We start from the raw sequence: 13,944 nt of genomic DNA on the forward strand, positions 1-13,944 counted from the left end.
GATCCGTTTCCATTATTCCATCTACACAAAGGTATGTTGCAGTGCGACATTAATGGACATCACACCAAGGATCACAAGGAATCCGTCCATGCCTCTTTCCCTACTCGCCCTGGCGGCCGGTGCCTTTGGCATCGGCACCACGGAATTCATCATCATGGGCCTGCTGACACAGGTCAGCCAGGATCTTCACATCAGCATTCCCACGGCGGGCTCGCTGATTTCGGGCTACGCCATCGGCGTGGCCGTGGGCGCGCCCGTGCTCACGCTGCTGACGCGCCAATGGCCGCGCAAGCGCCTGCTGCTGGCGCTGATGCTGATCTTCATCGCCGGCAACCTGGCCGCCGCGTTCGCGCCCAGCTATGAATGGCTGATGTCGGCGCGCGTGCTGACCTCGCTGACCCACGGCACCTTCTTCGGCGTGGGCGCCGTGGTGGCCACGGGACTGGTGCCGGTGGACAAGAAGGCGTCGGCGATTGCGCTGATGTTCTCGGGCTTGACTCTGGCCACCCTGCTGGGCGTGCCTGCCGGCGCCTGGATCGGCCAGATGTTCGGCTGGCGTAGCGCCTTCCTGGCCGTGGCCGCGATCGGCGTGCTGGCCTTTGCCATCCTGGCCGCCTTCGTCCCGCGCGACCAGGGCCGCCCCGAAGTCACGCCGCTGGCGCAGGAGCTGGCCGTGCTGGCCAACGGCCAGGTCTGGCTGGGCCTGGGCATCACGGCCTTCGGCTTTGCAGGCGTGTTTGCGCTCTACACCTATGTGGAGCCGCTGCTGACCCAGGTGACCCGCATGGGCGACAGCCTGGTGGCACTGACCCTGCTGCTGTTTGGCGCGGGCCTGGCCGCAGGCAATCTGCTGGGCGGCAAGCTGGCCGACCGGGGCGTGATGCGCGCCCTGGTGTGGAGCATTGCGGCGCTGATGGTGGTGCTGGCGGCAGGCCGCTGGGCCTTCGGGAACCAGGCCGTGGCCATGGCCTATGTGATCGTGCTGGGCGTCGTGGCCTTCGCCACGGTGGCCCCCATGCAGATGCGCGTGCTGGACCAGGCCGGCCCCCAGGGCGCCAACCTGGTCTCCAGCCTGAACATTGCGGCCTTCAACCTGGGCAATGCCCTGGGTGCCTGGGTTGGCGGCCTGGCCCTGGCCGGTGGCCTGGGCCTGGTCAACCTGGGCTGGGCCGCCGCCGCGCTGACGGCCGTGGGCCTGGTGCTGGTCTTCTGGAGCAGCCGCCTGTCCGCAGGCTCCGCACGCAGCGCAGGCGTGGCCTGCGCCTGAGGCTCAACGGGCCAGCACGGGCTTGAGCGCCTTGCCCGTGTGCGTGCCCGCAGCCACCAGATCCTCGGGCGTGCCGGCCGCGATGATGCGGCCGCCGTCCTTTCCGCCTTCGGGGCCGAGGTCGATGATCCAGTCGGCCTCGGCGATCACGTCCAGGTCATGCTCGATGACGACCACGCTATGGCCCGCATCCACCAGGCGGTGCAGCACGCGGATGAGCTTGTCCACATCGGCCATGTGCAGGCCCACCGTGGGTTCGTCCAGCACATAGAGCGTGTGCGGCGCCTTGTTGCCGCGCCGGGTCACGTCGTCGCGCACCTTGGTCAGCTCGGTGACGAGCTTGATGCGCTGGGCTTCGCCGCCCGACAGCGTGGGCGAGGGCTGGCCCAGCGTGAGATAGCCCAGGCCCACGTCCTTGAGCAGCTGCAGCGGGTGGGCGATACTGGGCATGCTGGCGAAGAACTCGACGGCCTCGTCCACCTCCATCTGCAGCACGTCGCCAATGCTCTTGCCGCGCCAGGAGACGGCCAGGGTCTCGGGGTTGAAGCGCGCGCCATGGCAGACCTCGCAGGGCACCTTGACGTCGGGCAGGAAGCTCATCTCGATGGTGCGCATGCCCTGGCCCTCGCAGGCCGGGCAGCGGCCTTCGCCGGTGTTGAACGAGAAACGGCCGGCCGCGTAGCCGCGGGCCTTGGCCTCCAGCGTTTCGGCATAGAGCTTGCGGATGGTGTCCCAGAAGCCGATGTAGGTGGCCGGGCAGCTGCGCGGGGTCTTGCCGATGGGGGTCTGGTCGACCTCGAGCACGCGGTCAATGCCCTCGAAGCCCTGCAGGCCCTTGCAGCCGGACAGCGGCGGCGCCTTGCCCGCGTCCATGGCATCGCGCCCAGCCTTGGTGGCGCGCTGGCCCACCCAGGCGGCCACATTGGCCAGCATCACGTCGCGCGCCAGCGTGGACTTGCCCGAGCCGCTGACGCCCGTGACGGCCACCAGACGCTTGAGCGGCACGCGCGCATCCACGTTCTGCAGGTTGTGCAAGTGGGCGCCGCGCACGGTCAGCCAGCTCAGTGCGTCGGAGGCGGGCTCGGCTTCGACAACGACAGGCGCGGCCTTCTTTTTGGATTTGGATACCTTGACAGGCGCGGGTTCCGGCACCGGTTCGGCCACGGCGGCAAGCTCGGCGGCCGCCTGCGGCGGCTGGCCTTCGCCCACCCAGCGGCGCGGCTGGAACGGGTGGCGCATGGCGTGCAGCAGGTAGCGGCCCGTGATGGAGTCCTCGGCCGCCATGATGTCGGCCGCCGTGCCCTGGGCCACGAGGCGGCCGCCGCGTATGCCGGCGCTGGGGCCGATGTCGATGATGTGGTCGGCGCGGCGGATGGTGTCTTCGTCATGCTCGACCACGACCAGGGTGTTGCCCTTGTCGCCCAGCTTGTGCAGGGCGTTGAGCAGGATCTGGTTGTCGCGCGCATGCAGGCCGATGGTGGGCTCGTCCAGCACATAGCACACGCCCTGCAGGTTGCTGCCCAGTTGCGCGGCCAGGCGGATGCGCTGGGCCTCGCCGCCCGACAGCGTGGGCGCACCACGGTCCAGCGTCAGGTAGCCCAGGCCCACTTCCTCCAGGAATTCGAGGCGGCTCTGGATCTCGGGGATGAGGTCGCGCGCAATGTCGGACTCGCGTCCGGACAGGGCCAGCGCCTGCACCCATTGCCGCACGTCGTTGACCGACAGCTGGGCGATCTCGGCAATGCCCACGCCATGGAAGCGCACGGCGCGCGCCGTGGCGTTCAGGCGTGTGCCCTGGCAGGTGGGGCAGGTCACTTCGGCCAGGTCTTCGATTTCCTGGCCTTCGAACTTGACCTCGCGACCCCGGTTGTCCTCGACCAGCAGGGTGTCGTCATAGACCTTGCGCTGGTCCTTGGTGAGCTTGACGCCCGTGCCCACGCAGTCGGGGCACCAGCCGTGCTTGCTGTTGTAGGAAAACAGGCGCGGGTCCAGCTCGGCATAGCTGGTGGCGCAGACCGGGCAGGCGCGCTGGGTGGAGAACACCTGCAGGCTGCCGATGCCGGCCGTGCTCCGGCCGCCGGCCATGGCATCGGCCAGGTTGTCCAGGCCTGACAGCACATGCAGCACACCCTTGCCTGTTTCCAGCGCCTGCGCCAGGTGGCCGCGCAGTTCGCGCTCGTTGGCCGCCGTGACGGTGACGCTGGCCACGGGCAGTTCGATGGTGTGCTCCTTGAAGCGGTCGATGCGCGGGAATCCCGTGGTGGGCAGGAATTCGCCGTCCACGCGCAGATGCGTGTAGCCGCGCGGGCGCGCCCAGTCGGCCAGCTCGGTGTAAACGCCCTTGCGGTTGACCACCAGCGGCGCCAGCAGGCCGATGGTCTGGCCCCTGAACTGCGTGAGCAATTGGGCCGCGATGCTTTCCGCCGTCTGCGGCTGCACGGCGGCGCCGTCGTGGATGCAGTGCTGCGTGCCCAGCTTGACGTAGAGCAGGCGCAGGAAGTGCCAGACCTCGGTGGTCGTGCCCACGGTGGACTTGCGCCCGCCGCGCGACAGGCGCTGCTCGATGGCCACGGTGGGCGGAATGCCGTAGACCGCATCCACCTCGGGCCGGCCCGCAGGCTGGACGATGGAGCGCGCATAGGCGTTGAGCGACTCCAGGTAGCGGCGCTGGCCTTCGTTGAACAGGATGTCGAAGGCCAGCGTGGACTTGCCCGAGCCCGAGACGCCCGTCACCACGTTGAACTTGCCGCGCGGGATCTCCACCGACAGCTGCTTGAGGTTGTGCTCCTTGGCGTTGACGATCTCGATGGCATTCCTGGCCGCGGCGCCCGACATGGCATGCGCCTTGCGCTGGCTCTTGTAGAGCATGGGGGCGACCTCGCGCACGGCCTCGCCGCCCACGCCCATGGCCAGGTCGTACTCGCGCAGCGCCTGGGCCGTGTGCGAGCCGGGAATCTGGCGCACTTCCTCGGGCGTGCCCTGGGCCACGATGCCGCCGCCGCCGTCGCCGCCTTCGGGGCCGAGGTCGATCAGCCAGTCGCTGGCGCGGATCACGTCGAGGTTGTGCTCGATGACGATCAGCGAGTGCCCGGCCTCCAGCAGCTTGCGCAGCGCGCGCATGAGCTTGGCGATGTCGTCGAAGTGCAGGCCCGTGGTGGGCTCGTCGAACAGGAACAATGTGCCCTTCTTGGCCAGCGCCTGCTTCGACTTGGCCTGGGACTTGGCCGCCTCGGCCAGAAAGCCCGCGAGCTTGAGGCGCTGGGCCTCGCCGCCCGACAGCGTGGGCACGGGCTGGCCCAGCTTCACGTATTCCAGGCCCACATCGACGATGGGCTGCAGGGCGCGGATGACCTCGCGGTCCTGGGCGAACAGCAGGGCCGCCTCGGCCACGGTGAGCTCCAGCACATCGGCCACGTTGAGCTTGCGCGGCTGCAGCTCGCCGACCGCGTGGCGCTCGATCGTGACTTCCAGGATCTCGGGGCGGTAGCGCGTGCCGTTGCAGTCGGGGCAGCGCAGGTAGACGTCGGAGAGGAACTGCATCTCCACATGCTCGAAGCCCGAGCCGCCGCAGGTGGGGCAACGGCCGTCACCGCTGTTGAAGCTGAACTTGGCGGCCGTGTAGCCGCGCTGGCGCGACAGCGGCGCAATGGCGAACAGCTCGCGGATGGAGTCCCAGGCGCCCACGTAGCTGGCCGGGTTGGAGCGCGCCGTCTTGCCGATGGGCGACTGGTCCACGAACATCACGTCGCTCAGGTGGTCGGCGCCCAGCAGGCGCTCGAAGGCGCCGGCCGCATCCGTGGGCTTGCCGAAGTGGCGCATCAGCGCGGGCACCAGCACGTCCTGGATCAGCGTGGACTTGCCCGAGCCGCTGACGCCGGTGATGGTGACCAGGCGCTGCAGCGGAAAGTCCACGTCGATGCTGCGCAGGTTGTGCTCGCGCGCGCCTTCGAGGATGAGCCGCGGCGTGGACTCGGTCACCATGCGCTTGAGGCCGAAGCCCACCTGCTTGCGGCCGCCCAGGTAGGCGCCGGTCAGCGTGTCGGCATGGCGCAGGTCCTCGGGCGTGCCGTCGAACACGATCTGGCCGCCGCGCGCGCCGGGTCCGGGGCCCATGTCGATCATGCGGTCGGCGGCGAACATCACGGCCGGGTCGTGCTCGACCACGACCAGGGTGTTGCCCGCATCGCGCAGGCGCTGCATGGCCTCGGTGATGCGTTCCATGTCGCGCGGGTGCAGGCCGATGCTGGGCTCGTCGAGCACGAACAGGGTGTTGACCAGCGAGGTGCCCAGGGCCGTGGTCAGATTGATGCGCTGCACCTCGCCGCCCGACAGCGTGCGGCTCTGGCGGTCCAGCGTGAGGTAGCCGATGCCCACGTCGCACAGGTACTGCACGCGCGCCATGATTTCGGCGTGCAGCATCTTGAGCGCCTGGGCCTCGCCGTCATGCAATGGGGCGTCGACTGCTGGCGCCAGCTGCTGGAAGAAGTCGCGCAGCCGCACCAGGGGCAGCTGCATCAGGTCGTGCAGGCACAGGCCCGGCAGCGCGTCCAGCTGCTCACGGCTCCAGGCCACGCCCTTCGGCATGAAGCGGCGGTAGCGGCCTTCGTCGCCGGGCGGCAGCACGGCATCGGCGGCCTGCTTGCCGCCCAGGCGCCACAGCAGGCTTTCGGTCTTCAGGCGCGCGCCGCCGCAGGTGGGGCATTCGGTATAGCTGCGGTACTTGGACAGCAGCACCCGGATGTGCATCTTGTAGGCCTTGCTCTCCAGGTATTCGAAGAAGCGCTTGATGCCGTACCAGGTCTGGGTCCACTTGCCATTCCAGTTGGGCGAGCCGTCCAGCACCCAGCTTTTCTGCGCATCGGTGAGCTTGGCCCAGGCCGTGTCGCGCGGAATGCCTTCGGCCTCGGCGTGGCGCATCAGGTCATCCTGGATCTCCTTCCAGGCCGGCGTCTGCACGGGCTTGATGGCGCCCGTGCGCAGGGTGAGCTTGTCGTTGGGAATGACCAGCCCCCAGTCCACGCCGATCACGCGGCCAAAGCCACGGCAGGCCTCGCAGGCGCCCACGGCGGAGTTGAAGGAGAACAGCGAGGGAATCGGCTCCTGGTAGCTCAGGCCGCTTTCGGGGCAGTGCAGGCCCAGCGAGAACTTCCACAGCTGGGGCTCGGTGGGCTGGCCACCTGCGGCTTCCACGGCGGATTCAGGCAGCACATAGACCGTCATGTGGCCGCTGCCGCGCTTGAGCGCGACCTCGATGGCCTCGTAGACACGGGCCCGCTCCACATTGCCCAGGCGGAAGCGGTCGGCCACCACATCCAGCATCTTGACCTTGAGCGGCGCCGCCGCCTTGGTCTTCTTGCCCTTGGCGTCTGCAGCGGGCTCCACGGCGCCCGCCTTCTCCGCCTCGCGCTCGGCCTGGACCTTGGTGAAGCCGCTGGCCGACAGCCATTGCTCCACCTCGGCAGCCGTGGTGTTGGCGGGCAGCTCGACGGGGAAGGTGATGGCGATGCGCGGATCGCCGGCCTGCCGGCAACGCTCGGCCAGCTCCTCCAGCACGCTGTCGGGCGTGTCGTGGCGCACGGGCACGGCGGTGTCGCGGTCGAACAGCTGCGCCGCACGCGCGAACAGCAGCTTCAGGTGATCGTTGAGCTCGGTCATCGTGCCCACGGTGGAGCGCGAGTTGCGGACGGGATTGGTCTGGTCGATGGCGATGGCCGGCGGCACTCCCTCCACACGGTCCACGGCCGGCTTGTCCATGCGGTCCAGGAACTGGCGCGCATAGGCCGAGAAGGTCTCGACATAGCGGCGCTGGCCTTCGGCATACAGGGTATCGAACACCAGGCTGGACTTGCCCGAGCCGCTGGGCCCCGTGACCACGGTCAGCTCGCCGGTACGGATGTCGAGATCCAGGTTCTGGAGATTGTGCTGGCGTGCGCCGCGAATTCGAATCAGACCGTGCGTCATGGGTGTTCTGTGGTCAGTGGGAGCCAAACATTCTAGGCAGTCCATGCGTCAGGCATCAGACGCTTCTCAATACCTGTATTTTCATACAGGTTAAACAAAAAGATACCCCCTCGACGCATCCGCGCGACCATAAAAAAACCCCGGAACCAGTCCGGGGCTCGTGCCTCTTGCCGAGGGCTTACTTGGCCATCTGCACGGAGGCAGGCATGGCCTGCTCACTCGGCACACCCTTCACCTGGGTGACGGCCAGCAGCGAGACGACGACAAAGGCCAGGCAACCGGCCGCGATGATCCTCATGGTTTTTTCCTTGATCAGGCTTTGAAAAGACGGGCCCAGACAAAAAGGCCCCGCACCTTTCGGTACGAGGCCTGATATGGCAGGCAGGTGCTGATTGGAACAGACCTGCTTTGCTCGCGGCTTACGCCGCGCGGCGATCAGAATGCGTGACGCACGCCCAGCGCGAAGGAGGAGAAGTCCGCGCCCTTCACACCGGTCATGTAGTTGGCGCCGGCCTTGTTGTCCACCTTGGTGTAGTAGCCGTAGACCTTGGTGCGCTTGCTCAGGTTGTAGTTGTAGCCCAGGGTCCACTGGTTGGCACCGGAGTCGGCAATGTTGCTCCACTTGTTGGCGTGGCCCAGGTTCACGTGGAACTCGGAAGCGCCCAGGGTGTACATGCCCGACAGACGGAAGTTGTTGCGCGTGCCGCGGATTTCTTCGTCGTTGCGCTGGTAGTAGCCGCCCAGCACGAACTGGCCGAGAGTGTAGGCAGCGCGGAAGGCCAGCTGCTTGTCTTCGTCGAACTGGCTGTAGCCGGCGCCCAGGGCCAGGGGGCCCACGTTGTAGTTGGCGGCCAGGTCGTAGCCGTTCTTCTTCTTGGCCAGGGCGGTGGCCTTCTCGTGCATGGAGACCGAGCCTTCCACCGTCAGGCCGCCGAAGTTGGGCGTGGTGTAGGAGATCTTGTTGGCGGTGCCCAGGCCGCTGGCGAACCAGACGGGATCGAAGTACAGCGCGTCGGAGGACGAACCCGTGTCATGGTTGTGCATGCTCACGTAGTCGGCCGTGGCGAAGTACGAGCCGGGGAAGAAGTTGCCCAGGCGCAGCATACCGAAGTTGCCCGACAGGTTCACTTCGCTCTGACGGCCGAAGGTCAGCGCGCCGGTGGAGGAGGAACCCATGCCGGTGTCGGAAGCGAAACCGCTTTCCAGCACGAAGCCGGCCTTCAGGCCGCCGCCCAGATCTTCGACACCGCGCATGCCCCAACGCGAGGAGTTGTTCTCCATCTTGCTGACGCTTTCGTCACCGATCTTCTGGCGCTCGATCGTGGTGTTGATACGGCCATAAATCGTCACGCTGCTTTGCGCCATCACGGTGGTGGAACCCAGCACGGCCAGCACGGCCAGGGCAACGCGGTTCATCTTGATCATCTCGGCATCTCCTTGGGATTGTTGAGTGGGTATTCTTGAAATCTCAGGGCCGACTCCGGCTCTAGATCAGTGCCATTTGCGGCTGCTGCGGATTCTAGGTGCGGGCATGTCAAAAAATGTATGCCCGCCTCTGAAAATGCGCCATCTGATGCTTTGCTGCCACAGGCATGACATGGAAAACCATTAGAAGCACCCAAAGAAAAAGCCCACGGCAAACCGCCATGGGCTTTCATCAATGCAGAGCCGCAAAACACCGCCGGATACTGCGCATACCGCATGCAACCGGCGCGGCCCAACTCAGAGACGCCGAGCAAGAGCCGCCTCGCGGCGATGGCGTCGTCCCCCTCCCGCGAAGCGAGAGAGGGGGAAGGCGCGTCAGCGCCTCAGGGGGAGCCCTCAATCATTCGCGTAGATATCCACATCCTTGGTCTCGCGCAGGAACAGCGTGCCGATGATGGCCGTGGCGCCTGCAATGACGATGGGATACCAGAGGCCGCTGTACATGTTGCCGGTCTGGGCCACGATGGCGAACGACATGGTGGGCAGCAGGCCGCCGAACCACCCATTGCCGATGTGATACGGCAGGCTCATGGAGGTATAGCGGATGCGCGTGGGGAACAGTTCCACCAGCATGGCGGCGATGGGCCCGTAGACCATGGTCACGAGGATGACCAGGTAGGTCAGGATGGCGACCATCATGACCTTGTTCATCTTCGCGGGGTCGGCCTTGGTGGGATAACCGTCCTCGGCCAGCACCTTGGCCACGGTCTTCTTGAACTCGGCGTCCTTGGCCTTGGCTTCCTCGGGGCTCAGGCCCTTGATGGAGAACGAGGGGATCTCGGTGCTGCCGATGCGGATGAAGGCCGTCTTGCCGGGCGCTGCGTCCTCGGAGTCATAGCTGACCGAGCCTGCGGCCAGCAGCTGCTTGGCCACGTCGCAGGAGCTGGTGAACTTGGAGGTGCCCGTGGGATTGAACTGGAACGAGCATTCCTTGGGATCGGCGACGATGACCACCTTGTTCTTGGCCTGTGCCGCAGCCAGGTCGGGGTTGGCCGCTTCGGTCAGCGCCTTGAACACGGGGAAGTAGGTCACCACGGCCAGCACGCAGCCCAGCATGATGATGGGCTTGCGGCCTATCTTGTCGGACAGCGAACCGAAGATCACGAAGAACGGCGTGCCGATGATCAGCGCCGCCGCGATCAGCAGATTGGCCGTCACCGCATCGACCTTGAGCTGCTGGGTCAGGAAGAACAGCGCATAGAACTGCCCCGTGTACCAGACGACAGCCTGGCCGGCGGTCAGGCCGATCAGCGCCAGGATCACGATCTTGAGGTTGCGCCATTGGCCGAAGGACTCGGTCAGCGGGGACTTGGAGACCTTGCCCTCGGCCTTCATCTTCTGGAAGGCCGGCGACTCGGACAGCGTCATGCGGATCCACACCGAGATGCCCAGCAGCACGATGGACAGCAGGAAGGGAATACGCCAGCCCCAGTCCGCAAAGGCCTGCTCGCCGATGGAGGTGCGCACGCCCAGGATCACCAGCAGCGACAGGAACAGGCCCAGCGTTGCGGTGGTCTGGATCCACGAGGTGTAGGCGCCGCGCTTGCCGTGCGGCGCATGCTCGGCCACGTAGGTGGCCGCACCGCCGTACTCGCCGCCCAGGGCCAGGCCCTGCAGCATGCGCAGGCCGATGAGGATCACCGGCGCCGCCACGCCGATGCTGGCGTAGGTGGGCAGGATGCCGACGATGAAGGTCGACAGGCCCATGATCAGGATGGTCACGAGGAAGGTGTACTTGCGCCCGATCATGTCGCCCAGCCGCCCGAACACCAGTGCGCCGAAGGGCCGCACGATGAAGCCGGCCGCGAAGGCCAGCAGCGCGAAGATGAAGGCCGATCCCGCATCGAGCCCGCTGAAGAATTGCTTGGCGATGATGGCCGCCAGCGATCCGTAGAGATAGAAGTCGTACCACTCGAAAACCGTGCCTAGCGACGAGGCAAAGATCACCTTGCGTTCTTCCGGAGTCATGGGCCGCGGGGTCGCCTTGACCCCCGCGCCTTGCGATGCGTTGATAGCCATGTCTGTCTCCTTGATTTATTGAATATTTAGCGGGCTTGCCATAGGCCCGCCGATTCACTATCCGCCTGCCTGCTGACGCGAATCTGACTCACCTCTTACAGAAATTGACGGCGAACTGAACGATTTCTTACTAACTCAGCAGCAACCCTGATGCCGTCTTTTTCCATGTGAAAAGCACCGTAAAAACCCTGCCAAACCATGCTGCACTGCGTAAGCACTCGGTCAGAAGCGCTTTCCAGAATGCGCCGCAAGGCTGCAGATCCATGGGGCTGCCGCCGCGATTCCAACTTCAGGAGACAAACCATGACCGATCCGGTGGTAGACAAAATACAGCGCCATCCCAAATACCAGGAGTTGCGATCCAGACGCAATCGCCTGGGCCTTTTTCTGACGCTGCTGATGCTGGTCGTTTATTACGGCTATATCGCGCTGATTGCCTTCGACAAATCCTTTCTGGCCCAGCCCATTGGCGCGGGCGTGACCTCGCTGGGCATCCCGATCGCCATGGGCGTGATCGTCTTCTCGGTGATCATCACCGGCCTCTACGTGCGCCGCGCCAATGGCGAGTACGACAAGCTCACCCAGGACATCCTGAAGGACGCCACGAAATGAAGAATTCCGCACAACGCATGCTGCTGGCGCCCGCCGTGGCGCTGGCCCTGACGGGGCCCGTGCTGGCCGCCGGCGGAGATGTCGGCGTGGCCGCCAAGCAGGCCACCAACTGGACCGCCATCATTCTCTTCACGGCCTTCGTCGTGGCCACGCTGTGGATCACCAAGTGGGCCGCGGGCCGCACCAAGTCGGCCGCCGACTTCTACACGGCCGGTGGCGGCATCACGGGCTTTCAGAACGGCCTGGCGATTGCGGGCGACTACATGTCGGCCGCCTCCTTCCTGGGCATCTCGGCCTCGGTCATGGCCAGCGGCTATGACGGCCTGATCTACTCCATCGGCTTCCTGGTGGGCTGGCCCATCCTGACCTTCCTGCTGGCCGAGCGCCTGCGCAACCTGGGCAAGTTCACCTTCGCCGACGTGGCAGGCTACCGCTTCTCCCAGACACCGTTCCGCGCCTTCGCGGCCAGCGGCACGCTGGTGGTGGTGGCCTTCTACCTGATCGCGCAGATGGTGGGCGCGGGCCAGCTGATCAAGCTGCTGTTCGGCCTGGACTACTGGATCGCCGTGGTGCTGGTGGGCGGCCTGATGATGATCTACGTGCTGTTCGGCGGCATGACGGCCACGACCTGGGTGCAGATCATCAAGGCCTGCATGCTGCTGGCCGGCGTGACCTTCATGGGCTTCATGGTGCTGGCCAAGTACGGCTTCAGCCCCGAGGCGCTGTTCGCCGAAGGCGTGCGCGTGCGCTCCGAGATCGCTGCCAACAACGGCGCCGACCCCTCGGCCGCCGCCAAGGCGGGCCTGGCCATCATGGGCCCGGGCGGCTTCATCAAGGACCCGATCTCGGCCATCAGCTTCGGCATGGCGCTGATGTTCGGCACGCTGGGCCTGCCCCACATCCTGATGCGCTTCTTCACCGTGCCCGATGCCAAGGAAGCACGCAAGAGCGTGTTCTGGGCCACGACCTGGATCGGCTACTTCTACGTGCTGATCTTCATCATCGGCTTCGGCGCCATCACCCTGGTGCTGACCAACCCCGAGATGGCCGATACGGTCAAGGGCGTGATCCACGGCGGCGCGGGCACGGCCAACATGGCGGCTGTGCTGGTGGCCAAGAGCGTGGGCGGCGACGTGTTCTACGGCTTCATCTCGGCCGTGGCCTTCGCCACCATCCTGGCCGTGGTCGCGGGCCTGACGCTGTCGGGCGCCTCGGCCGTGTCGCATGACCTGTACGCCACCGTGATCAAGAAGGGCAAGGCCGACAGCGCCGCCGAGCTGCGCGTCTCGCGCATCACCACGCTGACGCTGGGCGCCATCGCCGTGCTGCTGGGCATCGTGTTCGAGAAGCAGAACATCGCCTTCATGGTGTCGCTGGCCTTCGCGGTCGCGGCCTCGGCCAACTTCCCCCCGCTGCTGCTGTCGGTGCTGTGGAAGGACTGCACGACCAAGGGCGCGGTGATCGGCGGCTTCATGGGCCTGATCTCCTCCGTGGGCCTGACCGTGGTCTCGCCCCCGGTGTGGGAGGCCACGCTGGGCAACCCCGCAGGCTCGGCCTGGTTCCCCTACGCCTCGCCCGCGCTGTTCTCCATGACCATCGGCTTCGTGGGCGTGTGGCTGTTCTCGGTGCTCGACAAGAGCGCCCAGGCCGCCAAGGAACGCGCCATCTTCCCCGCGCAGCAGGTGCGCTCGGAAACAGGCCTTGGCGCCTCGGGTGCTTCGGGCCACTGAGCCCCTCAGGCACTCAGGCACCCACCATGCAAAGCCGGGCCCAGCGCCCGGCTTTTTCGTTGGCGCGGCAGCAGCCGCCCTCAGATTGATCGGCTGGAGAAGGCGCCTGATCAGATCTGCGATGGCCGGCACCGTCCAGGCCTCTAGACTTGCGGGGTCTGCGCAGCTTCGCCTGTGCAGCACCGCTTCCCTATTCAACGCACAGGACAGATCCGACATGCAACTCATCAGCCAAAGCTTCCAGGACGGCCAGGCGATTCCCGGCGAATTCGCGTTCGCAGTGCCCGATGCGGCCTCGCACGTGGCGCTGTCGTCCAACCGCAACCCGCACCTGGCCTGGAGCGGCGCGCCTGCGGGCACGCAGTCCTTCGTCGTGGTCTGCCATGACCCCGACGTGCCCAGCCGCGGCGACGATGTGAACCAGGAAGGCCGCGAAGTGCCGGCCAGCCTGCCGCGCGTGGACTTCTTCCACTGGCTGCTGCTGGACATTCCGGCCGCCACCACCGAGATCGCGGCAGGCGCCCAGTCCGACGGCGTCACGCCGCGCGGCAAGAGCGGCCCGGCCGCCCCCGGCGGCCTGCGCCACGGCATCAACGACTACACGGGCTGGTTCGCGGGCGACGAGCAGATGAAGGGCGACTACTTCGGCTACGACGGCCCCTGCCCTCCGTGGAACGACAGCATCGTCCACCACTACGTCTTCACCGTCTATGCGCTGGCCACGCCCACGCTGGCGGTCTCCGGCGAGCTGACCGGCGCCAATGTGCGCGCGGCGCTGCAAGCCGGCCAGGTGCTGGGCAAGGCCAGCATCACCGGCCTGTACAGCCTGAACCCTGCGGTCTCCGCCGCTTGAGCGAACGCCTTTCCGGG

Annotated in this window: 7 protein-coding genes; 4 read left to right on the forward strand and 3 right to left on the reverse strand. The window is 66.4% G+C overall.

All coding sequences use genetic code 11. The features are described 5' to 3' along the window. Positions 1-88: 88 nt before the first annotated feature. Positions 89-1,267, forward strand: a complete 1,179-nt coding sequence (locus tag BO996_RS28370) for an MFS transporter (RefSeq protein ID WP_063328538.1) — start codon at positions 89-91, stop codon at positions 1,265-1,267. Between the two features lie 3 nt (positions 1,268-1,270). On the opposite strand, the gene uvrA is transcribed toward BO996_RS28370, so the two are convergent. The 3 genes from uvrA to BO996_RS28385 all read right to left on the reverse strand — a co-directional run bounded on the left by uvrA (position 1,271) and on the right by BO996_RS28385 (position 10,732). After that, on the reverse strand, positions 1,271-7,228 hold the full coding sequence (uvrA, locus tag BO996_RS28375; RefSeq protein ID WP_071956975.1) for an excinuclease ABC subunit UvrA: 5,958 nt from the start codon (positions 7,226-7,228) through the stop codon (positions 1,271-1,273). A gap of 435 nt (positions 7,229-7,663) precedes the next feature. Next, entirely contained in the window at positions 7,664-8,653 is a 990-nt protein-coding gene (locus tag BO996_RS28380) for a porin (protein WP_071956976.1), read from the reverse strand. 396 nt (positions 8,654-9,049) lie between these two features. Next, positions 9,050-10,732 carry an MFS transporter gene (locus BO996_RS28385; RefSeq protein WP_013800409.1) on the reverse strand — a complete coding sequence of 561 codons (1,683 nt, stop codon included), beginning with the start codon at positions 10,730-10,732 and terminating at the stop codon, positions 9,050-9,052. Positions 10,733-11,035: 303 nt separating this feature from the next. Between BO996_RS28385 and BO996_RS28390 the strand changes: the two genes are divergently transcribed. The 3 genes from BO996_RS28390 (at position 11,036) to BO996_RS28400 (ending at position 13,927) form a co-directional block, all read left to right on the forward strand. After that, the gene (locus BO996_RS28390) at positions 11,036-11,344 is read left to right on the forward strand and encodes a DUF485 domain-containing protein (protein WP_013800408.1); all 309 of its coding nucleotides are present in this window, start codon (positions 11,036-11,038) and stop codon (positions 11,342-11,344) included. After that, a complete protein-coding gene (locus BO996_RS28395; protein WP_012207754.1) occupies positions 11,341-13,074 on the forward strand; it encodes a cation acetate symporter in 1,734 nt (577 codons plus the stop codon). The genes BO996_RS28390 and BO996_RS28395 overlap by 4 nt, the downstream gene beginning before the upstream one ends. Positions 13,075-13,291: 217 nt before the next feature. Continuing rightward, a complete protein-coding gene (locus BO996_RS28400; protein ID WP_012207755.1) occupies positions 13,292-13,927 on the forward strand; it encodes a YbhB/YbcL family Raf kinase inhibitor-like protein in 636 nt (211 codons plus the stop codon). The last annotated feature ends 17 nt before the right edge of the window (positions 13,928-13,944 follow it).

The sequence above is a fragment of the Delftia sp. HK171 genome (assembly GCF_001886655.1).
Lineage (GTDB): Bacteria > Pseudomonadota > Gammaproteobacteria > Burkholderiales > Burkholderiaceae_C > Comamonas > Comamonas acidovorans.

Coding starts and splice junctions, on each gene's coding strand:
- BO996_RS28400 (WP_012207755.1), top strand. CDS start 13,292: ATGCAACTCATCAGCCAAAGCTTCCAGGACGGCCAGGCGATTCCCGGC.
- BO996_RS28395 (WP_012207754.1), top strand. CDS start 11,341: ATGAAGAATTCCGCACAACGCATGCTGCTGGCGCCCGCCGTGGCGCTG.
- BO996_RS28385 (WP_013800409.1), bottom strand. CDS start 10,732: ATGGCTATCAACGCATCGCAAGGCGCGGGGGTCAAGGCGACCCCGCGG.
- uvrA (WP_071956975.1), bottom strand. CDS start 7,228: ATGACGCACGGTCTGATTCGAATTCGCGGCGCACGCCAGCACAATCTC.
- BO996_RS28370 (WP_063328538.1), top strand. CDS start 89: ATGCCTCTTTCCCTACTCGCCCTGGCGGCCGGTGCCTTTGGCATCGGC.
- BO996_RS28390 (WP_013800408.1), top strand. CDS start 11,036: ATGACCGATCCGGTGGTAGACAAAATACAGCGCCATCCCAAATACCAG.
- BO996_RS28380 (WP_071956976.1), bottom strand. CDS start 8,653: ATGATCAAGATGAACCGCGTTGCCCTGGCCGTGCTGGCCGTGCTGGGT.